At 67.1% G+C, this 20277-nt stretch carries 17 protein-coding genes and 1 pseudogene; 10 read left to right on the top strand and 8 right to left on the bottom strand.

The genetic code is table 11. The annotated features are described in order from the left end of the window. On the top strand, positions 1 to 1278 hold the full coding sequence (locus tag ACQKLX_RS22470; RefSeq protein ID WP_427363782.1) for a cytochrome c: 1278 nt from the start codon (positions 1 to 3) through the stop codon (positions 1276 to 1278). 231 nt (positions 1279 to 1509) lie between these two features. After that, positions 1510 to 3861 carry a xanthine dehydrogenase family protein molybdopterin-binding subunit gene (locus ACQKLX_RS22465; protein WP_427363781.1) on the top strand — a complete coding sequence of 784 codons (2352 nt, stop codon included), beginning with the start codon at positions 1510 to 1512 and terminating at the stop codon, positions 3859 to 3861. A gap of 7 nt (positions 3862 to 3868) precedes the next feature. Here ACQKLX_RS22465 and ACQKLX_RS22460 read toward each other — a convergent pair whose 3' ends face one another. The 7 genes from ACQKLX_RS22460 to ACQKLX_RS22430 all read right to left on the bottom strand — a co-directional run bounded on the left by ACQKLX_RS22460 (position 3869) and on the right by ACQKLX_RS22430 (position 12327). Continuing rightward, positions 3869 to 4807 (bottom strand): DUF4432 family protein, encoded by a 939-nt coding sequence (locus ACQKLX_RS22460; protein ID WP_427363780.1) that lies wholly within the window; start codon positions 4805 to 4807, stop codon positions 3869 to 3871. Positions 4808 to 4809: 2 nt separating this feature from the next. Beyond that, a complete protein-coding gene (locus ACQKLX_RS22455; RefSeq protein ID WP_427363779.1) occupies positions 4810 to 6336 on the bottom strand; it encodes a sulfatase in 1527 nt (508 codons plus the stop codon). Between the two features lie 34 nt (positions 6337 to 6370). After that, positions 6371 to 7204: a carbohydrate ABC transporter permease gene (locus ACQKLX_RS22450; RefSeq protein ID WP_427363778.1), complete on the bottom strand. Its 834-nt coding sequence runs from the start codon at positions 7202 to 7204 to the stop codon at positions 6371 to 6373. Continuing rightward, on the bottom strand, positions 7201 to 8130 hold the full coding sequence (locus ACQKLX_RS22445; protein ID WP_427363777.1) for a carbohydrate ABC transporter permease: 930 nt from the start codon (positions 8128 to 8130) through the stop codon (positions 7201 to 7203). The genes ACQKLX_RS22450 and ACQKLX_RS22445 overlap by 4 nt, the downstream gene beginning before the upstream one ends. A 26-nt stretch (positions 8131 to 8156) precedes the next feature. Next, complete coding sequence (locus ACQKLX_RS22440) at positions 8157 to 9515, bottom strand: extracellular solute-binding protein (protein ID WP_427363776.1); 1359 nt, start codon at positions 9513 to 9515, stop codon at positions 8157 to 8159. Between the two features lie 71 nt (positions 9516 to 9586). Further along, complete coding sequence (locus ACQKLX_RS22435) at positions 9587 to 11137, bottom strand: CehA/McbA family metallohydrolase domain-containing protein (RefSeq protein WP_427363775.1); 1551 nt, start codon at positions 11135 to 11137, stop codon at positions 9587 to 9589. 86 nt (positions 11138 to 11223) lie between these two features. Beyond that, entirely contained in the window at positions 11224 to 12327 is a 1104-nt protein-coding gene (locus ACQKLX_RS22430) for a GntR family transcriptional regulator (protein WP_427363774.1), read from the bottom strand. Between the two features lie 204 nt (positions 12328 to 12531). Here ACQKLX_RS22430 and ACQKLX_RS22425 point away from each other — a divergent pair, with 204 nt between their 5' ends. The 7 genes from ACQKLX_RS22425 (at position 12532) to ACQKLX_RS22395 (ending at position 19232) form a co-directional block, all read left to right on the top strand. Further along, complete coding sequence (locus ACQKLX_RS22425; RefSeq protein WP_427363773.1) at positions 12532 to 13347, top strand: ABC transporter ATP-binding protein; 816 nt, start codon at positions 12532 to 12534, stop codon at positions 13345 to 13347. Then, entirely contained in the window at positions 13344 to 14135 is a 792-nt protein-coding gene (locus tag ACQKLX_RS22420) for an ABC transporter permease (protein ID WP_427363772.1), read from the top strand. The genes ACQKLX_RS22425 and ACQKLX_RS22420 overlap by 4 nt, the downstream gene beginning before the upstream one ends. Continuing rightward, complete coding sequence (locus ACQKLX_RS22415; protein WP_427363771.1) at positions 14132 to 14905, top strand: ABC transporter permease; 774 nt, start codon at positions 14132 to 14134, stop codon at positions 14903 to 14905. Before ACQKLX_RS22420 ends, ACQKLX_RS22415 begins: the two co-directional genes overlap by 4 nt. A gap of 34 nt (positions 14906 to 14939) precedes the next feature. Further along, complete coding sequence (locus ACQKLX_RS22410) at positions 14940 to 15989, top strand: ABC transporter substrate-binding protein (RefSeq protein WP_427363770.1); 1050 nt, start codon at positions 14940 to 14942, stop codon at positions 15987 to 15989. 76 nt (positions 15990 to 16065) lie between these two features. Further along, positions 16066 to 17130, top strand: a complete 1065-nt coding sequence (locus ACQKLX_RS22405; protein WP_427363769.1) for a Gfo/Idh/MocA family protein — start codon at positions 16066 to 16068, stop codon at positions 17128 to 17130. Beyond that, positions 17127 to 18158, top strand: a complete 1032-nt coding sequence (locus tag ACQKLX_RS22400) for a Gfo/Idh/MocA family protein (RefSeq protein ID WP_427363768.1) — start codon at positions 17127 to 17129, stop codon at positions 18156 to 18158. Before ACQKLX_RS22405 ends, ACQKLX_RS22400 begins: the two co-directional genes overlap by 4 nt. A 72-nt stretch (positions 18159 to 18230) precedes the next feature. After that, complete coding sequence (locus ACQKLX_RS22395) at positions 18231 to 19232, top strand: glucokinase (RefSeq protein ID WP_427363767.1); 1002 nt, start codon at positions 18231 to 18233, stop codon at positions 19230 to 19232. Positions 19233 to 19545: 313 nt separating this feature from the next. Here the strand turns inward: ACQKLX_RS22395 and ACQKLX_RS22390 are convergent, their stop codons facing one another. Beyond that, the gene (locus ACQKLX_RS22390; RefSeq protein ID WP_427363766.1) at positions 19546 to 19668 is read right to left on the bottom strand and encodes a hypothetical protein; all 123 of its coding nucleotides are present in this window, start codon (positions 19666 to 19668) and stop codon (positions 19546 to 19548) included. Between the two features lie 62 nt (positions 19669 to 19730). Between ACQKLX_RS22390 and ACQKLX_RS22385 the strand changes: the two are divergent. After that, positions 19731 to 20126, top strand: a pseudogene (locus tag ACQKLX_RS22385) (IclR family transcriptional regulator domain-containing protein); the annotation flags it as partial. Between the last annotated feature and the right edge of the window lie 151 nt (positions 20127 to 20277).

Here is a 20277-nt window from a genome sequence, read left to right as displayed (position 1 = left end):
ATGGGGAGGAAGCTGCTTCTGGCCGTCCTGGCGGTCGCTGTCGTCGGTGCGCTCGCAGCGGGGGCCGTCTTCCTCGGCCTGTTCGAGCGCAGCGTGGTCGCCAGGGAGATCGAGCAGCCGCTCTCGGCCGAGCAGATGAAGGCGCTCGCCAAGCGCGGCGCCTATGTCGCCGTCGCCGCCGACTGCTATGCCTGCCATGTCGTCAAGGGCGGCGCGCCCTGGGCCGGCGGCCTGCCGTTCGAGACGCCGCTCGGGACGATCTTCTCGACCAATATCTCGCCCGACAAGGAACATGGCATCGGCAACTGGACGCGCGCCGAGTTCCACCGCGCCGTGCGCGACGGCGTCGGCAAGCACGGCCATCTCTATCCGGCCATGCCCTATGCCTCCTATCGCAAGCTGACGGCCGACGATGTCGACGCGGTCTACGCCTTCCTGATGAGCCGCGAGCCGATGAAGGTGGCGAACAAGGCCAACCACATGCCTTTCCCGCTCAACATCCGGCAGGGGCTGACCTTCTGGAACCTGGTCAACCTGTCGTCCGACACGAAGACCGAGGTCGCCGGGCGCTCGGCGCTATGGAATCGCGGCCGTTATCTCACCGACGCTCTCGCCCATTGCGGCGAATGCCATACGCCGCGCAACCTGGCCATGGGCATGCAGGAGAGCGCCTATCTCCAGGGTTCGGAGCTCGAAGGCGTGATCGCGCCTGACATCACCAAGGCTGGGCTGACCCGGATGGGCTTCGACCCGCTGGTGTTCACAGGCTTTATGAAGGCGGGCATCTCGGCGCAGGGCGCCATGACCAACCAGATGTTCGAGGTGGTCCACTTCTCGACGCAGTATTTCACCGCCGAAGACCTCGCGGCGATGTCGGCCTATCTCTTCGACCTCGACAAGCTGCCGGAAAGTGCGGCCCCGCCGGCGGCGCCGAAGCCCGTCGCCGTCTCCGCCGAGGTCGCGGCCTCGGCCCGCGCCAGCTACATCGCCGTCTGCGCCAGCTGCCATGGCATGGAGGGGCAAGGCATCCCGCATGTCGTGGTGCCCTTGGCGACCAATGCCTCGCTGCGGCTGGCCGATGCGCGCAACCTGAACAAGGTCATCCTGACCGGCATCCCGGCCCAGCGCTTCCCTGGCCTGGAGCGCATGCAGCCGATGCCGGGCTTCGCGGGGCAACTCTCAGATCAGCAGGTCGCCGATCTCTCCAACTGGCTGCGGGCAAATTGGGGCGGGCAGCAGCCGAGCGTGACGGCGGACGAGGTCAAGCGGCTGCGCTGATCCCGGAGAGAAGCTGTACGATATCGGCGGTGAGGGCGCTTCCCCAGGGTTGAAGGGAGTCTCGCCGCTGTCGCATGTCGGCGTGGGTGGGGTTCAGCGCGGGTCAGCCCCTACACGGGAGCATTTGACAACCGCGATGCCTTCCATGTGACATCTGGCGGGCAAGTCTCTCTGCTCTCGGCCGCGGAATCGTCCGTCGATCCGGCCAATTCTCCACAGTGGTGCCTCGTCATGAACATGCGCACAGCTCCCGCCGAGCTTTCCTCGGCGTCGTTCGGAATCGGCCAGCCCGTGCCGCGAAACGAGGATCCGATCCTGGTTCGCGGCGAGGGGCGCTATACCGACGACATGGCGCTTGAGGGGCAGCTTTATGCCGCTTTCGTCCGCAGCCCACATGCGCATGGCGTGCTCAACGGCATCGATATCTCTGCCGCGACGGCGATGAAGGGTGTGGTGGCGATCTATACGGGCGCCGATCTCGACGGGCAGGGCTATGGCCCGCTGCGCTGCCAGATCGACTTGCCCAACCGCGACGGGACGCCGATCCGCAAGCCGGTGCGCATGGCGCTGGCGACCGACAAGGTCCGCTTCGTCGGCGATCCCGTGGCTGTCGTCGTCGCCCGTAGCGCCGTGCAGGCGCGCGACGCCGCCGAGGCTGTAGCGCTCGACATCGACGTCCTGCCTGCCGTCATCTCGGGCGAGGAGGCGCTCGCTCCGGGCGCGCCGCTTCTCTATGACGAGGTGCCCGGCAACCTCGTCCTCGACTACCACTCCGGCGATGCGCAAAAGGTCGCCGCCGCCTTCGCCGTCGCGGCCCATGTCGCGAGGCTCCGGATCGTCAACAACCGCATCGTGGTGAACCCGATCGAGCCGCGCTCGGCGATCGCCAGCTATGACCGCAAGGCCGGCCGCTACACGCTGCACGCTCCGAGCCAGGGCGTCTTCGGCCTGCGCAACAATCTCGCGGCGGCGATGGGCGTTCCGGCAGGCCGGATGCGACTGGTCACCGGCCATGTCGGCGGCTCGTTCGGCATGAAGGCCTCGGTCTTCCCCGAGCATGTCGCGCTGCTGCATGCCGCCCGCTTGCTGAAGAAGCCGGTGAAATGGACCGACGAGCGCTCGGAGAGCTTCGTCGCCGACCATCACGGCCGCGACATGGTGTTCGAGGCCGAGCTCGCGCTCGACGCGCGCGGCCGCTTCCTGGCGACACGCTTCACCGGCATCGGCAATATGGGCGGCTATCTTTCACCGGTCGGGCCGATGATGGCGACCCTCAACATCGGCAAGAACAGCGTCGGCATGTACCGCACGCCGCTGGTCGAGGTGCAGGCGAAATGCGCCGTCACCAACACCCCGCCGATCGGCGCCTATCGCGGCGCCGGACGGCCCGAGGGCAACTACTTCATGGAGCGGCTGATCGATACCGCCGCCCGCGAGATGGGGATCGACAGCGCCGAGCTGAGGCGGCGCAACCTGATCAAGCCGGGGCAATTGCCCTGGGCGACGCCGATCGGGACGGTCTATGACAGCGGCGATTTCCCGGCCCTGTTCGCGCAGACGCTCGAAGCCGCCGACTGGCAGGGCTACGGGGCCCGCCTGCGCAAGAGCCGCAAGGCCGGCAAGCTGCGCGGCCGCGGCATTGGCTGCTATCTCGAGGTGACAGCCCCGCCGACCAACGAGATGGGCGGCCTGCATTTCGAGGCCGACGGCAGCGTCACCATCGTCACCGGGACGCTCGATTACGGGCAGGGCCACTGGACGCCCTTCGCCCAGATCCTGTCGAGCCAGCTCGGCGTGCCGTTCGAGAGGATTCGCCTGGTGCAGGGCGACAGCGACCGGCTGATCGCCGGCGGCGGCACCGGCGGCTCCAAATCGGTGATGGCGAGCGGCTCGGCGATCATCGAGGCGAGCGAATTGGTGATCGAGAAGGGCAAGCTGCTTGCCGCGCATTTTCTGGAGGCAGCCGCGACCGATATCGAGTTCGGCGGCGGCCGCTTCAGGATCGCGGGAACCGATCGCGCCATCGGCATCATGCAGCTCGCCGAGAGGCTGCGGACAGATGCCAGCATTCCCGCCGACCTCCCGCAAACGCTCGATGTCGACCACATCTTCAAGGCGGCGCCATCAGCCTATCCGAATGGCTGCCATATCGCCGAGGTCGAGATCGATCCAGAAACCGGGCAGGTCGAGATCGCCAGCTATATCATGGTCAACGACTTCGGGACGGTGGTGAACCCGATGATCGTCGAAGGGCAATTGCATGGCGGTGTTGTCCAGGGGATCGGCCAGGCGCTCTACGAGATGACGGCCTATGACGAGGCCGGCCAGCTGATGACCGGCTCGTTCATGGACTATGCGCTGCCGCGCGCGGCGGATGTGCCGTTCTTCTCCTTCATCAGCCGGGGCGTCCCGACTGCCACCAACCGGGTTGGGGCCAAGGGCTGCGGCGAGGCCGGCTGCGCGGGGTCGCTGCCCTCGGTGATGAACGCGGTCGTCGATGCGCTCGCGCCGCATGGCGTGCGTCATCTCGACATGCCGGCGACGCCACTGGCGATCTGGAAGAGCATCCACGCTCGCGGTTGAGGCTGCGTCAGGCCTCGCCAGGGTCGGTGACGTCTATCTCGATGGCGAAGACGCGGCTGCTGCCCGGCTTGAGGAGAGGCGACGGGGCGTTGCGCCCGTCGTCGAGGCGCCCGATCGAACAGGGTTCGATCGACATCACGCCGGCGCCCGGCCGCAAATCGCGCCAGAGCTGCAGAATGGGCAGTTCGATGGTGTCCCAGTGGAAGGCGATGGTCGCTGCCTTGCCGTGGGCGCTGCAGCTCGCCTGCGCGTAGGTCGCAGGGTGCAAATCGGCTGGGACCACCGCGTCCTCGGGCACGGAAAGCGGGCCCGCCAGACACTTGCCGTCGAGCTCGATCGTGCTGCCCTCGATCATCGGGTAGCCGAGATTGAAATGGTAGAGCGCCATGATCGGGGCGGGCTCGGCTCCGATCACCGTGACGCGGTCGCTAAGGCTGAGCGAGCTGCCGCCGATCGGCGCCTCGATGCGGCGCTGCAAGCGATAGCCGAGGCCGCCATGGGTCCAGCAGGCGGCTTCGCCCTCGCAGAACAGTATCGGCACGGCGGCGTCCCAGTCCTCGCCATAGGCGGTGAGCCGCGCCGGCGTGAACGGGGCCGATCCGTGCAGGGGCCGTCCGTCGGCCGGCTGGCGGATATGGTCGAAGCCGCAGGTGTTGAGGAAGCCGCCGAAGGCCGTGCTGAAGCGCCGCTCCCGGTCGGCCGGACCGGTGTCGGGGCGGCGCAAGCCGGCGGGGCTCTGCCAGCCGAGCTGGACGCCGCGCCAGGACAGGGTCGCGATGTCCATCAATCGCCCGGCGGTCACCCAGAAATCGAGCCCGCCGCCGGTCGAGAAGGCCAGGGTCTCGATGCCGGCCTCGGGCCCGTCGCCGAGGACGATGCGGCGCACGCTGGCGAACTGCCGTGGGTCGGCAGCGAGGTGGCGCGGGAAGCTCGCCGGCTTGCGCATCGTCAGCCGGTCGCGTCCGGGGCGAGGTCGATGCGCGTGAAGGCCTCAGGCGGCGCGCCATTCGCGATCATCAGGCGTCGCATCAGGGCTGCGAGCCGGGCCTCAGTGGCTGCGTCGTTCAATGGCGCTTCCTGGCCGGGGTCGGTCTTGAGGTCATAGAGGCGCGTCTCGGATTCCAGTAGGCCTCCCGGGCCGTAATTATTGTACATCGGCGAGCGTTCGATCACCGGCACCTTCAGCAGGTTCGCGCCCTTGGTGAAGCCCAAAGGCGGCGAGATCGTCGCGCCTGCCAGCTCCTCCGTCGAGAACGGCGAGAAGATGTGCGTCGGCATCAGCGTGTACTGGTAGAGTTCCTGCTTCGACAGGTCTTCCGGGAAGCGGTGATAGGTGTAGCGCCCGTCGGCGACATTTACCGCGCCGCCGAAATAGCCGAACAGCAGGCCGTCGCGCAGCGCGGCGCCGTCGGCCATGCGGCAGAGCGAGATGCCTTCGTTTTCGGCCGGTGGCGTGGCGCCGAACAGGTCGAGGAAGGTCGGCGCGAGATCGATCGACTGGGTCAGCGCCTGCGAGCGCGTGCCGGCGCGCTCGGGATGGCGGGGATCGTGCAGGAAGAGCGGGATATGGGCGACCTCTTCATAGAGGTTCATCCGGTTCTTGGCCCAGAAGTCGTGTTCCCCGAGCAGGAAGCCATGGTCGGTGGTGACGACGAGGGCGGTGTCCTTCCACATGTCGTTGGCGTCGAACCAGTCGAGGAGCTTCCCGAGCAGGTCGTCGCACATCGCGACGACGGCGTAATAGTTGGCGCGGAGCTCCTCGCATTCCGCCGGCAATTCATCGACGCGGCCATAGCGCGGCCAGTCGCGGATCGGGCCGTTCCAGCCGGTATCGAAGGCCTCCTTGAAGCGGGCAGGCGCGGTGAAGGGCTCATGCGGGTCGAAGGTCTCGATCTGCAGCAGCCAGTTGTCGGCGTCCTTGTTGCGCTCGAGGAAGTCGAAGCCCTCGGCGAAGCAGCGCACCGAGGGAAAGTCCTCTTCCGCCTTGATGAACTCGCGGTTGATGATGTTCTGGCCGAAATAGCTGCGGCGGGCGTCGCTGAACTGGCGCGCATGGTATTTCTCGCGCAGCCGTTCCCAATGTGGCTGGACCATCGCCTTCCAGCGGTCGCCCTCCTGCCCGCGCACGAACTCGTAGGAATCGTAGCGGTTGTGATAGGTCGCCCCGCCATCCTCCCAATAGTGGAAGTGGTCGGTGATCAGGTGGCTATAGGTCCCGGTCTCCTTGTGCAGGATCTCCGGGAAGGCGTTGTCGAAGGGTTCGAGCGGGCCCCAGCTGCGATGCAGGAAGGTGAGCCGCCCGGTCAGCATGTCGCGCCGTGCCGGCATGCAGGGCAGGCTGCCGACATAATGCTGGTCGAAGCTCACCGAGCGGCGCGCCAGCCGGTCGAAATTCGGCGTCGGCACGCGCTTGCCGCCATAGCAGCCGAGCATGTGGCGGTTCAGCGAATCGAAGAGGACGAATACGGCCTTCACATTGGTCTCCCGGCTCGGGCTTGCTGACAGGGCGCTATTTCACGGCGCCCTGGGTGAGGCCTTTGACGATGTAGCGTTGGGCGAAGAGCATCACGATCAGGGCCGGCAGCATGGCAAGGCCGGCGCTGGCCGCCATCTGCGTGTACTGGATCTCGAATTCCTGGGCGAATTTGGCGATCGCGACAGGGACGGTCGCGGTCTGCTTCATGCTCAGCGCCAGCGAGACCGCGAACTCGTTCCAGGAGAAGACGAAGGTCAGGACGGAGGTTGCGGCGAGGCCGGGCGCGATGACCGGCAGTATGACGTTCCAAAGCAGGACCGGCGTGGTCGCCCCGTCCATCAGCGCGGCCTCTTCCAGTTCCTTCGGCACCTCGCGCACGAAGACGCTCATCAGCCAGATCGCCATCGGCAGGTTGAGGGTCGCATGCGCCAGGATCAGGCCGGTGAAGCTGTTCTCCAGGCCGACGGTCCGCAGCATGGTGAACCAGGCGCTGGCGAGTGCTACCGGCGGGATCATGTGGAAGACCAGCGTCCAGGCAAGGAAGACCTGCACGACCCAGCGGCGCCAGCGCGTCCGGTTGAGCGAGAAGGCGGCCAGCGTCGCCGCGCCGACGCAGAGCAGGGTGCTGGCGACGCCGACGACGATCGAGTTGCGGTAATTGACCAGGAATTCCGAGGTCTTGGAGAACAGCACCTCGTGGAAATTGAACAGCACCGGCGAGAAGGTGACCTCGCCCATCAGCAGCGAAATCTGGGTTCGAAAGCCCGCGGTGACGGTCCAGATCACCGGGAGCAGCACGATCGCCGCGCTGACGAGGAGGGCGGCGTGGATCGGCCAGCCCGAGGACGCATTCGCCCTGCCGCTCATGCCCGGCCCTCCGAGCGCCGGCGCGCCGACAGCGCCAGCACGAGCAGCAGGCAGACCAGGAAGATCACGGTCACGGACATCGCCGAGCCGTAGCCCGCCTTATCCTCGGTGAAGAAGCGCTGGTAGAGCGTGAAGCTGATGACCTCCGTCGCGGTGCCAGGCCCGCCCTTGGTCAAGAGATAGACCTCGTCGAAGACCTTGAAGGCGAGGACGAGGCGGAAGGCGAAGGTGACGATGATGGTCGGCACCATCAATGGCAGGGTGACGTAGAGCAATTCCTGCCAGGCGCTGGCGCCGTCGATCTTGGTGGCCTCGTAGACGTCCTGCGGCAGCGACTCCAGCCCTGCCAGGAAGAGCAGGAAGCAGAACGGCGTCCAGTGCCAGATATCGACCATGATCACCGAGAGCAGGGCGATCTGGCCATTGCCGAGCCAGTCGACCGGTCCCAGCCCGACGAGGCCGAGGATCTGGTTGGCCAACCCAAAATCATAGTTGAGCATCAGCTTCCAGATGGCGCCGATGACGATGCCGGGGATCAGGATCGGCAGGATGAAGATGGTCCGGTAGAGGACGCGGGCGCGGCTGACCCTGCTGACCAGCAGCGCCAGCGCGAAGCCGAGCAGCATCTGCCCGGTCACCGCGCCGAGCGCGAACAGGCCGGTGTTCCAGAGGCCGGCGCCGAACAGGGCATCGCTGAACAAAGCGCGGTAGTGATCGAGCCCGGCCCAGCTGCGCACCGCCCGGCCCTCGACCCAAGCGATGTTCTGGAAGCTGGTGAGGACCAGCCCGAAGAGCGGGACGATGCTGAGCGCCAGTAGCATCACCAAAGCGGGAGCGAGCGTCAGCCAGCGCCAGAGACGCTGGTCGGCATTCTCCATTTGCCGGTCGATGGCCCGCGCACCGCCCTTTGCCACAGCTCCCGCCATGCCCCGTTCCCCTCGCCACCCGGACGTCACTTGAGCGGCTGGAGCCCGCCGGTCTTGTAGGAGTACTTCTCCATGATCTTGTGGATCTCGGCGGACATGCCGTTGAGGGCGTCGACGCTGGTGATCTCGCCGGCCACGGCCCGGTTGAGCCCGATTTCGAGCACGGCGATGACGTCGTTGGCCTCGGGGAACTGGTAGATGTTGACCGCGTGCGGCAGCGCCTCCGCCAGCGGCTTCATCCAGCGGAACTTGCGCTCCTGCGCGATCGGATCCTTGTAGACGGCGGCATGCACCGGGATGCCGCCGGCCTTCGCCGTCTCCATCTGGGCGTCCTTGGTCTGGAACCAGTGCAGGAATTCGACCGCGGCGCGCTTGCGATCGTCCGGCACGTTCCGCGAGATGCCGGCGAGCCAGTGCCCGAGGCCCGGAGCGGTCGGCAGCCCTGGCTGCGAGGGCGGCGGCGCGAACTCGATCTTGTCGACGACGGCCGACTTGTTGGGATCGTCCATCTGCGACCAGGCGGCGATCACCATCATGATATGCGCGGCATGGCCGGTCACCATCGCCTGGATCACCTCGGCCTGGTCGGAAGCGGCCGTCTTGGGGTGGCCGACGGTGCGGGCCAGGCGGATGTAGTAGTCGAGCGCCGCGCGCCCTTCCGGCGAATTCAGCGTCACCGAGTAATCGCCGGCCGACTGGTCCTTGAAGATGCCGCCACCGAAACCGTAGAGATAGGGGTAGAAGTCGTAGGCGACGGTGTGGGGCCCGCGCGCGCCGCGCTGGACGATGCCGTACATGCCAGGGGGCTTGTGGAACTTGGCCGCATTCGCCTCCAGTTCCGCGAAGGTCTTCGGCGCCGACAGCCCGGCCTGCTTGTAGAGGTCGCCGCGATAATAGAGCAGCGGGATCAGCGGCGAGACCGGCAGCGACATCAGCTTGCCGTCGGCCGTCACCGTCTTCTTCTGGGCGTTGTAGTAGATGGTGTCGCCGAGCGTGTAGATCTCGGGGTCGAGCTTGAAGCCGGGGTCGATGTCGGTGATCGCATCGAGGAAGCCGCCGGCATACATCTCGGTGAACCAGCCCGAGTTCATGATCAGGATGTCGTACTGGCCGCGCTGCGCGCGGACCGAGTTGCGCTGCTTCTCAAGCGAGCCGGCAAAGGGATTGACGTCGAGCTCGACCTTGTTGCCGGTCGCCGCCTCATAGGCCTCGACCGTGCGGCGGAAGCTGGCGAACCAGGGCGACTGGTTCACGACGATGGTGATCGGGGCCTGGCCCTTGGCGTGGAGCGGCCGGATGCCGCCGGTGCCAAGTGCGGCGCCGAGGCTGGTGGCGCCCATCCCCTTCAGGAGATCGCGTCGCGGCAAGCGAAAGTCGAAGCTCATGTCATCCTCCCTGCGAAACCGTTCCACGTCAGTCTGCCGTCAGCTAACTGTCTTCCCGCATTCGCGCGCCCTCAGCGGCAGAATGCCGGGCTGGCCCAGGCCCATTGGCCGTTGGCCTGGCGCATGCGGACATAGACCCAGTCGCCGGACCGCAGCGGTTCGAGCGCGATCCGGCCCTGCCATTGCCATTGATGCGGACGGGGCAGCGGGAAAAGCCTGAAGGCCGGGCTGTCGATCGGGCCGAGATTGCCCGCCAGCGCCCCTTCCATCAGGCGTGCCGCGGTGACCTCGAAACGCTGGCCGTTGGCGTCGAGCACGAAGCGGGCATCGCTGCCGAGCCGCACGCGCGCCGCGATCGCCTGCATGGCGGGCGTCATGTTGTTCGGGTTCGACGATGCGGTGATCGTGAAGCCGATCCGGTTTCCGTCGAGCGCGACCTCGTCCTCGTCCTGCCCGTCGGCGTCGCCTTCGAGTGGCGAGACGACTTCGTTGCCGCGCAGGCGCGGTTCGACCGAGAGGATTTCGCCATCTTCGACCCGTAGCGAGCCGGTCCAATGGTGTTGCTTGCCGCGCGAGCCCCAGCCCAGTTCCAGGACGAGGATCGTCTCCAGTTCTGCGCCATCGGCGCCGATCGGCGAGGCCGCGATCTCCGGCACGACGCGCCGCACCAGCGCGCCGTTCCGGATGACGTCGATATAGTCGATATGCCCCGGCGCGACGGCTTCGAGGTGGAGAATGGGGTCCGCGCCGGCCTCGACCTCGCTGCCGGGCCTCGCCCCGCCGAGCGTGAAGAAGAGATGGGCGTTATCGCCGGTCAGTGCGCCGGTGCGCCGCTGCATGATCGCGTCCCAGAGCGCGCCGCGATCATTGCTCCCGGCATAGACTACGGAGCGGCCATGGCCATAGGAGCCGGGATAGCCGCTATGATGGTCGGTATTGCCGAGGAAGCCGAAGCGGTGGCCGAGATTGAGGCCGTGCCGCACGGTCGAATGGCCGTCGCTTGGCCCCATCGAATGCAGGAAGGGCCGGTCCATCAGCGAGGTTTCGGAGCAGCCATGCATGGAGATGATCTCCAGCACCGGCGATAGCTCCGGATCGAGCGAGGCCCAGTTGATGCCGCGCGCGCCGAGCCGGTAGCCGATATGGTGCGGGAAGGCGAAGGCGCCCGCGCCGGCCTCGGCCTGCAGCATCGACTTCAGCTCCGCCGGAGTGTCCGCCTTGAGGATCGGGCGCGGTGTCAGATCGCGATAGACGATCGTGTAGTCGCCATGGGCGAAGGAATGGATCTCGTAGCCGGGGAAAACCGTGAACCGGCCCGGCTCGTCGGCTGCGGCGAGCGTGGCGAAGTGCCCCGGCCAGAGCCTGTCCAGCCGGGCGAAGCCCTTGACGTGGAAGTCGACGATATGGGCGACGCTCGGGTCGTCGACCGGCATGTCCGGCCAATAGGCATGGCCGGTGACCGAGACGAAATCGAGCTGCCGGCGCGCCCGTTTCAGTGCCTGTTGGAGGCTGCCATGGCCGTAAGACATGCCGCAATGATTGTGCAGGTCGCCGTAGAAGGGTCGGACCCCTGCCTTCGAGGCCAGGGGTGACAGCCTTTCCGGGAGACGCTCGCCAAGCATGCCGTTTCCGCCCGCTTATTGGTCTTTATGGCGGGCACGCTAGCGCGGTCTAATATATATTGCAATGTACCTCTGACGCGATCTCGTCAGGACCGCTTCGGCTGCGCCGTGCTGCCGCGCACGACCTGGTCGCAATGCAGGTAGACGATCTGCGGCGAGAGCTGCGGCTGCTCGATCCGCCGCCGGATGGTCTCCACCAGCTTTTCGGCCGCCTTGCGCTGCGAGCTGCCCGCGATGGTCATGACGCCGAGATGCTCGCTCGGGACGTCGCGATGGCCGAGCACCACCACGCTCAGATCGTTCGGCCAGTCGATGCCGAGCCGCTGCAGGCCCTGGGTGACGCCCAGCGTATCGGAGATGCCGAGCGTCAGCAGCGCCGTGAACGGCAGCCTGCCATCGCCAGACAAGAGCGGCGTCAGAGTATCGGCGACGGCGTCGAGCACGCTGTGGCTGGGGTGCTGGACCTGTTCGAGCACGATCGGTGGATGGAAGCTGAAGCGGCCCCGCTCGATCGCTGCATGGCGGCCGAAGGCGCGGCGTGCCGCCAGGATCGGCTGGGCCATGGTGTTGATCGAGATGAGGCCGAAGGAATGGTGGCCGAGATCGACGAGCTGGCGCAGCGCCATTTCCAGCGCGTCCTCCCAGTCGGTGCCGATGCGGTCGATATCGACGCCTGAGACGGTATGGCCGTCGACGACCAGCGCCTTCGCTTTCTGCTGCAGCAGGTGCAGCAGGCGGATGGGAATGCTCTCGTAATGCGATTGCAGCACGACCGCGTCGAAATTCGGGATCGAGTTGAGGATCTCGAGCAGATGCTCGGTGTGGTGGTAGGAGATCTGCACGACCTTGGCGTCCTGCCGCGACATCTCCTCGACGATGTAGTTCTGCACCAGCGCGCAGCGCTCGTTCATGCTGGCATTCGACAGGATGAGAAGGCTGTCGAGCCCGGTCCGGCTGCCGCTCCCGTCGGCCCGCATCGCTCCGCCGCGGGTGACATAGGTGCCGCGTCCGACCTGCGAGACGAGCAGGCCTTCGCTCTTGAGATGGTCGAGCGCTTCCTGGACGGTCGCCTGGCTGACCTGATGCTTCTTCATCAGGTCCCGCACGGTGGGCAGGCGGGCTCCGTCGTCGAGCCGCTCGATCATGTCGTAGAGCGTCCTCAGGACGATATTCGCCGAGCCGTTGCGCATGGGTCCCTCTCGACAGCCTCCCGATGCGGCGCCGGCGACGTGCCTTGGCCGCATACAATCGCCACCAGCGCGCTGCAACCGCAGATGCCGGCTTCGACTCGCTGCCGGCATTATATGCGCTGAAATACAAATTGCACTTTACAATTTGTCCTCTTGCATTAGCCTGACCTCAAGGCCGGTCCAAAGGCCGGGGGAGGAGTGTCGATGAGCCGTTCCGGCAATGTCTCGATGCGCGAGCCGGACGCGACGCCGCAGGCGCGCCGCTCGGCCCGGCCGCCCTTCATCCGGATCGAGGCCGTGCACAAGTCCTTCGCCGCGCGCCAGGGCGGCGAGCTCACGGTCCTCGACAGCATCAACCTCGACATCGCCGAGAACGAGTTCGTCTCCCTGATCGGCCGCAGCGGCTGCGGCAAGACCACTCTGCTCAACATCATCGCCGGCCTCGACGCCGCGACCTCCGGCCGGATCGCGATCGGCGATCGGCCGGTGACCGGCCCCGGTCAGGGCCAGGGCGTCGTCTTCCAGCAACATGCGCTGTTCCCCTGGCTCACCGCCCTTGGCAATGTCTCCTTCGGCTTCCGCAAGGCCGGCCTGCCAAGCGAGGAGCGCCGGGAACGCAGCCTCGAACTGCTGCGCCTCGTCGGGCTGGAGGCGGCGGCGAACAAATATCCGCGCGAGATGTCGGGCGGCATGCAGCAGCGCGTCTCGATCGCCCGGGCGCTCGCGCTCGATCCGCAGATCCTGCTGATGGATGAGCCCTTCGGCGCCCTCGACGAACTGACCCGCATCGAATTGCAGCAGGAGCTGCTGCGCATCTGGCAAGTCAGGCGCAAGACCGTGGTCTTCGTTACCCATTCGATCGACGAAGCGCTGATGCTGTCTGACCGGATCGTGCTGCTCGCGCCCAATCCCGGGCGGATCCAGCGGATCTTCGAGGTGCCGATGCCGCGCCCGCGTTCGCGCACCGAGCCGGCCTTCAACGCGCTCTATGACGAGATCTGGAGCGAGCTGTCGTCATGAGCGCCCGGCTCGCCCGCGCTGCCAGCTCGCTCGCGGTCATCGCCGTGCTGCTCGCGGCCTGGGAGCTCGCCGTCGGCCATGGCCTGCTCAAGGCCTATCAGTTCCCGCCCCCGAGCAAGATCGCCCGCGGCTTCGTCGAATTGTCGCTGACCGGCTTTCCCACTGGCGTCTCGCTCTGGACCCATACGGGCGTGACGATCTGGCGCGTGCTGCAGGGCTATGTCGCGGCGATCCTGCTCGCCGTGCCGCTCGGCCTGCTGATCGGCGCCATGCCGGTGCTCGACAAGCTGAGCGCCCCGCTGATCGTGTTCTGCCGCTCGGTCGCGACGCTGAGCCTGCTGCCGCTCGTCATCGTCTGGTTCGGGGCGGGCGAGCTGACCAAGGTTGTGCTGATCGGCTATGGCTGCTTCTGGACCATGCTGTCCAACGTGATCGCCGGCGTCCGCTACGTCGATCCCGTGCTGGTGAGGGCGGCGCGCTCCTTCGGCCTGCAGGGTCCGGAACTCTATGGCGAGGTCGTGCTGCCCGCGGCGCTGCCGCGCATCTTCGCCGGCGCCCGCATGGCGCTCGGCGTCGGCTTCATGGTCATCGTTGGCGCCGAGATGATCGGCACGATCCAGGGCCTGGGCGCCCTGATCATGGAAGCCCGCACCTTCTATCGCAGCGAGATCACCATCGTCGGCATGCTGGTGATCGGCTTGCTCGGCTTCCTGATCTCCAGTGGCCTCGCCGGGCTCGAACGGCTGCTGATGCCGTGGGCCGGCAATCTCGATCAGGTGCGGCGATGAGCGCGGGCGCCCTCCGCAGCAATGATATCGCGCTCGGTGTCATCGGCACGCTGGCGGTGATCCTGCTCTGGGAAGCAGCGGTGCGTACGGGCGCGATCGACCCAGCAGTATTCCCGAGCCCCTCGCTTGCCATCGCCGCAGCTACCGAGCGGGTGACGGCGCGCCAGCTTGGCGAGAACCTGTCCTGGAGCCTGGCCCGGGTCTTCTCCGGCTTTGCCCTCGGAGCGCTCGCGGGCATCGTGGTCGGCGTCCTCGCCGGCTGGTATCGCCGCTTCGGCCTACTGGTGAGCCCGCTGGTCGAGCTGCTGCGGCCGATCCCACCGCTCGCCTGGATCCCGCTGGCGATCATCTGGTTCGGCCTCGGCGAACCTTCGAAATTCTTCATCATCTTCCTCGGCGCCTTCTTTCCGGTCGTCACCGCCGCCTATCAGGGCATGCGCGGCGTCGACCCGATGCTGCTGCGCGCCGGCCAGACCATGGGCCTTTCGGGCGTGCGGCTGCTGCTGCGCGTCGCGATCCCCGCGGCCGCGCCCGATCTGGCGACGGGCCTGCGCATCGGCTGGGGCCTGAGCTTCGGCGTGCTGGTCGCCGCCGAGCTGATCGCGGCCGACAGGGGCCTCGGCTACATGATCATCGCCGAGCGCAATGCCGGCGGCTCGGTCGGCGTCATCATCGTCGGCATCCTCTTGATCGGTGCCCTCAATCTCCTGACCGACGCGGCCATCGGCGTGGCGATCCGGCACTGGGTCGGCCGCTGGCATGGCAGCTAGAGGCGACTATCCAACCAAAAAAGGGGAGGTTCGAATGACGGCATTTCCTAGGTATTTGCGGACCGCGGCGTTCGCCGGTCTGCTGACCCTGGCCGGCCTGCTGCCGGCGGCGGCGCAGAAGATCGAAACCGACAAGCTCTCGATCAGCATCGGGCCCGACCTGCCCTTCCTCGTCCATATCGTCGCGAAGGAGAAGGGCTGGTTCATCGAGGCCGGCTTCAAGACCGTCGAGTTCAAGACCTTCGCCTCGGGCAATCTTGCTGGCGAGGCCCTGCTCGCCGACCAGATCCAGCTCTGGACGCCCGGCAACCTGCCGCCGGTCTCAATGGCGCATAACGGCGTGCCGGTGGTGATCCTCGGCACCAATGCCGTCAGCCACGGCCTGGAGAAGATCGTCGTCCGCAAGGATGCCGGCGTCGAGAACCCCGAGGACCTCTACAAGGTCAAGCTCGGCCTCTTGGTCAGCTCGACCTCCGGCGCGCTGCTCGACAATGTCGCCAAGCGCTACGGACTGGATGCGAGCAAGATCAAGACCGTCAACCTCGGGCCGCCGGAAGCGATGGCAGCGATGGCCAGCAACGAGATCCAGGGCATGGTGTTCTGGGAGCCCTTCCCGTACCGCGCCGTCAAGGAGCAGGGCGCCAGGATCGTCCATAGCGGCACGACCAGCTATTTCGCCAAGAACAAGGGCGAGGCCGCGCCCGTCTCCAACAACCGCACCATCTGGGTCGCCTCGCAGGACTGGGTGCGCAAGAACCCGAATGCGGCGAATGCCCTGGTCAAGGTGCTGCTCAAGGCCCAGGCCTATGTCGCCGATCCCGCCAACAAGGCCGAGGTCATCAAGATCTTCTCCGACGCTCAGAAGCAGCCGGTCGAGATGAACGAGGCGCTGCTGGCGGACTACAGCTTCGGCTCGAAGGTGGATCAGGCCTATGTCGACGACATGGCGGCGATCGTCGGCTTCCTGAAGGCGACCAACCGCATCCCGGGCCAGCCCATGGACGTGCTGACCTATACCTACACGGCCCCGCTGAAGGCGGTGGATCCGGCTCTGGTCGCGATCGAGGGGCGATGGAAGCCCTGATCACCGGATGGGGCGGCCTTCTCCTGGCGGCCGCCTCGCCCAACTCTCCTGAACCAGCGTCCTTGTGCGAGGCATCATGAGCCGCTCCCCATCAGACAAGGTCTGCGTGGCGCTGATCGGCGCGGGCTTCATCGCCGACTATCATGTCGGCGGCCTCAGGGCCGCTGATGGGGTCGAGATCGCGGCGCTCGTTGGCCGGCGGCGTGAAACGACTGAGGCGCGCGCTGCCGCGCTCGGCATCGCCCGCGTCGAGACCGATTACCGGGCGGTGCTCGATGACCCCGCGATCGACGCCGTCGTCATCGCGTCGCCCGATAGCACCCATGAACGGATCGCCATCGACGCGCTCGCCGCCGGCAAGGCCGTGCTGCTGCAAAAGCCGATGGCGCTCGACAGCGGGCAATGTCGTGCGATCCTCGCGGCTTCGGTGGAGGTTTCGGCGCCGCTCAGCGTCAGCTTCATGCACCGCTACTTTCCGGAGGTGCTCTGGCTGCGCGAGCTGCTGGCAAGCGGCAGGCTCGGCAGGGTTCATTCGCTGCGGCTGCGCAATGCCACGCCCGGCGCCGACTGGGCCGACTGGTTCTTCCGGCCCGGCGAGGTTTCGGGCGGGGTCGTGATGCAGCTCGGCGTGCATGGGATCGACCTCTGCCGCCATCTCTTCGGCGAGATCGACGACGTCGCGGCGCGGGCGCGGACCGCGCGACCGGAGCGGCGGCTGGCCGATGACCGGATGGTCCGCACCGAGCTGGAGGATACGGTCGCCGCGACCTACGGTCTGGCGGACGGTGCGATCGCCAGCCATGAGATGAGCTATACCGAGCGGGCCGGCTGCGACCGCTTCCGGCTCGAACTCTACAGCGATGCCGGCACGGTTTTCCTGCGCACGGAACGGGGGTCGGCCGCGATCTTCGCGCCGGATCTCACCGGCGAGAAGGCCTGGGTCACCCCGCCGCTGGTCGATGCGCCGCTCGGGCAAGCCCATCACCGCCACTGGCTCGACGTCGTGCGCGGCCTCGCGCCGGCTGATGGTACCGCCGAGGCCGGCTTGCGCTCGGTCGAGGTCGCCGAGGCGGTCTATCAGGCGGCGCGGATCGGGCGGCGTGTGCCGGCCGCGCCCACAGCAGAACTGGACCCGAAATGAGCCTGCGGATCGCGATCCTGGGGGTCGCCCATTACCACGCCAATTTCTGGACGAAGGCCTTCCTGGCGAGCGAGGGCGTCACGGTCGCGGGCGCCTTCGATGTCTATCCCGCGCGTCTGGAGGCCTTCGCGAGACAGCATGGCATCGACGCCGTCGCTGATCTGACGCAGCTGCTCGCCGGCAGCGATGCCGTCGCGATCTGCTCGGAAACCGTGAACCATCCCGAGCTTGTCCATGCCGCTGCCGAGAGGGGGTTGCCGGTTCTCTGCGAGAAGCCGCTTGGCGCCACCATGGAGCAGTGCGACGCCATCGCCGCGATCGTCGGGGAGACCGGCATCCGCTTCATGCAGAGTTTTCCCAAGCGCTTCGACCCGGTGAACCACGAGATCGCCGATCTGCTGCGCGATGGCGTTGTCGGTCGCATCACAATGGTGCGCATCCGGCATGGGCACAGCCACGGCTTCGATCCGAATTTCCGCAAAGGCTGGTTCGTCGATCCCGCGCAATCGGGCGGTGGCACCTTGCTCGACGAGGGCGTTCACGCCGCTGATTTCCTGCACTGGCTGTTCGGGATGCCGGAGAGCGCTTATGCGACGACCTCCTCCGACACCTTCGGCCTGCCGGTGGAGGACACCGCCGCAGCGGTCTTCCGTTACGAGAACGGGATGATCGCCGAGGTCACGACGAGCTGGGCTTTCGCCGCCGCCGATACCTCGATCGAGATCTACGGCACGGAAGGCACCATCCTGCTCGGCGGCGTCGACATCGCCTCGCGCCCGACGCGCGAGAGCGAATTCCTCAGGGTGTTCCGCCGCGAGCCGGGCGGCGGCAACTGGGCCTCGTTGCCGACGGTGCCGCATTTCAAGACCGGTGTCTTCCACGAGCACGTCGCCTGGGCCTTCGTCAAAGCCCTGAAGGAGGGCGGGTCCATGCCCGTCACGCTCGATGACGGCCGCCAGGCCTTCGCGATGATCGATGCAGCCTATCGTTCGGTGCGCTCCGGTCGGGCCGAGCCGATCAGCTCCTGAGCAGAGAGAGGCGAGCAACGCCATGGCGAGCCGGATGCGCGACGCGCGCGGTGAGGCAGTGAGCGCGATCCGATGACCGCGCTGGTCTCCGATATCGGCGGCACCAATACCAGGCTGGGTCTCGTCGAGGACGGCCAGCTCGTGCCCACGAGCCTGGACAGCTTCGCCAACGACGATTTCGATAGCTATGAAGCCGTGGTCGAAACCTATCTGGAACGGCTCGGGCAGCGTCGCCTCGATGCCTGCTGCATTGCACTCGCAGCGGCCCCGACGGCGGACGCTGCGCAATTGACGAACCGCGACTGGACCATCGGCCGGACCGGGATGCGGGCGCTGACCGGAGCGCCCTTCATTGGTTTCCTGAACGATTTTGAGGCCCTGGGATATGCCCTCATCGCGCCCCAGCGGCTGGCCGCTCAGACGGTGCTCGCGTCGGCCACGCCACGGCCGGCGAGGGCCACCCGCATGGTCCTGGGTGCCGGCACCGGCTTCAACGCTGCCGCCTGCTACTGGCCAGCCTTCGGCGCCGCTCCCCATGTCGCAGCTGCCGAATGCGGCCACACAACGCTGGCGATCGAGGGCGAGGAGGAACGCGTGCTCCAGGCGGCGCTGGCGGCCGGCCGCGGTCGCGCTTCAGTCGAGCGCGCGCTGTCCGGCAACGGCCTGCGCGAGATCTATGCCTTCGTCTGCGACCGCGACGGCCAGCCGTGCGAGGCCGGGACGAGCGCCGAGATCAGCACGGCCGCAGTCGCGGGAGCCGACGAGCAGGCGGTCGCGGCCGCTCATCTCTTCCTGCGCCTGCTCGGACGGGTCGCGGGCGACCTTGCGCTGACCTTTCTGCCGCATGGCGGCATCTATCTCTATGGGGGCGTCTGCCGGGCCCTGGCTCCCTTGATCGTGGGCACCGATACGTTTCGCGACGCCTTCCGCGCCAAGGGCCGGATGGCCCCGTTCATGGCGGATTTCGACGCGCATCTTCTTCTCGATGACCGCGTGGCCTTGAGCGGTTGCGTCGAATGGCTGCGGATCGTGGCGTCGTCGCGTTCCGGTAAATCCGGGGCGTGCCCGGCCTGATCAGGACCCTATCCGCCGGTAATCCTAGGTCGATACGGGGCGGCCGGCGAAGGTTTCGGCCTGCATGGCCGCGAGGCGCCAATCGAGTTCCCCGCCGGAGAGCTTCGCCGCCAGGCTGGAGTCGTGGGCACTGAATGGGGCCGGATGACCGGGGAGCCGAGATCGCTCATCGGGACAGGGACGAGCTCGGGTGCCCGCTGCCCGGCGCGGTGCAGTGCTTCGAAGGCCGTGGCGACCCAGTCGGCCCGCGACACGGCGGCGAGATGGACCAGCCGAGGCATGGGCTCTCTTGCTGCCAGGCGCCCGGCCAGACTCAGCAGCCGCTCGGCGCGGCAATAATTTCGGGCGCCTGTGCCTGCACGCAAACGCCCGCGGCCTGCGACCGATGCTTGAATTCATCCCCTATGCGACGATCGCCGATCTCGACAGCGCGCATGACCTGCTGCGGCAGGCGGCGCCCAGGGATGCCGGGCTTCTGGTCGATGCAGCTCTTCGCAGCGGCTGGTCTCCCATATGCGGCTCGGGGATCTGGCGCCGCTCTATGCGACCTTCGGCGGCAAGATCATCCTGGCCCATATGCCGCAGGACTGGCGGGACGAGTATCTGGCAGGCGTGAGTTTCGAGCCGATCACGGCCAATACGCTGTCCTCCTCGGCCGAGCTGTGCCGGCAACTCGACAAGATCCGGCGGGAGGGGATCGCCTATTCGCTCGAGGAATTCACGCCGGGGATCGCCGGGCTGGCGAAGGTAGTGCTAGCCGAGGACGGCGAAGCGCTCGGCTCCCTCAACGTGGCCCTTCCCGCGGTTCGCTACAACCTGCGGGCGGAAGCTCTGATCGCAGATGCGCTCGACGAAGCCGTGGCGGAGCTTCATCGCCAGTTCGCGAGCGCATGACACGTCGGTGTCCGCGACGCCGGGTCCCGAAGCCTTGGCAGGCTCAGCAGATCGCGTAGCGCTCGCGCAGGTCGATCTGCTTGCCGCTGGCGGCCGCTTCGGCCACGGCGAGCGTCGCGATCAGCGTACGTGCGCCATCCTCGACCGGCTG

The organism is Allobosea sp. NPDC003192, assembly GCF_050275675.1.
GTDB lineage: Bacteria > Pseudomonadota > Alphaproteobacteria > Rhizobiales > Beijerinckiaceae > Allobosea.
Note: the sequence above shows the minus strand (reverse complement) of the source record. Positions and strands in the feature narration are given on the sequence as shown.

Coding starts and splice junctions, on each gene's coding strand:
- ACQKLX_RS22470 (WP_427363782.1), top strand. CDS start 1: ATGGGGAGGAAGCTGCTTCTGGCCGTCCTGGCGGTCGCTGTCGTCGGT.
- ACQKLX_RS22465 (WP_427363781.1), top strand. CDS start 1,510: ATGAACATGCGCACAGCTCCCGCCGAGCTTTCCTCGGCGTCGTTCGGA.
- ACQKLX_RS22460 (WP_427363780.1), bottom strand. CDS start 4,807: ATGCGCAAGCCGGCGAGCTTCCCGCGCCACCTCGCTGCCGACCCACGG.
- ACQKLX_RS22450 (WP_427363778.1), bottom strand. CDS start 7,204: ATGAGCGGCAGGGCGAATGCGTCCTCGGGCTGGCCGATCCACGCCGCC.
- ACQKLX_RS22445 (WP_427363777.1), bottom strand. CDS start 8,130: ATGGCGGGAGCTGTGGCAAAGGGCGGTGCGCGGGCCATCGACCGGCAA.
- ACQKLX_RS22440 (WP_427363776.1), bottom strand. CDS start 9,515: ATGAGCTTCGACTTTCGCTTGCCGCGACGCGATCTCCTGAAGGGGATG.
- ACQKLX_RS22435 (WP_427363775.1), bottom strand. CDS start 11,137: ATGCTTGGCGAGCGTCTCCCGGAAAGGCTGTCACCCCTGGCCTCGAAG.
- ACQKLX_RS22430 (WP_427363774.1), bottom strand. CDS start 12,327: ATGCGCAACGGCTCGGCGAATATCGTCCTGAGGACGCTCTACGACATG.
- ACQKLX_RS22425 (WP_427363773.1), top strand. CDS start 12,532: ATGAGCCGTTCCGGCAATGTCTCGATGCGCGAGCCGGACGCGACGCCG.
- ACQKLX_RS22420 (WP_427363772.1), top strand. CDS start 13,344: ATGAGCGCCCGGCTCGCCCGCGCTGCCAGCTCGCTCGCGGTCATCGCC.
- ACQKLX_RS22415 (WP_427363771.1), top strand. CDS start 14,132: ATGAGCGCGGGCGCCCTCCGCAGCAATGATATCGCGCTCGGTGTCATC.
- ACQKLX_RS22410 (WP_427363770.1), top strand. CDS start 14,940: ATGACGGCATTTCCTAGGTATTTGCGGACCGCGGCGTTCGCCGGTCTG.
- ACQKLX_RS22405 (WP_427363769.1), top strand. CDS start 16,066: ATGAGCCGCTCCCCATCAGACAAGGTCTGCGTGGCGCTGATCGGCGCG.
- ACQKLX_RS22400 (WP_427363768.1), top strand. CDS start 17,127: ATGAGCCTGCGGATCGCGATCCTGGGGGTCGCCCATTACCACGCCAAT.
- ACQKLX_RS22395 (WP_427363767.1), top strand. CDS start 18,231: ATGACCGCGCTGGTCTCCGATATCGGCGGCACCAATACCAGGCTGGGT.
- ACQKLX_RS22390 (WP_427363766.1), bottom strand. CDS start 19,668: ATGCGCGCTGTCGAGATCGGCGATCGTCGCATAGGGGATGAATTCAAG.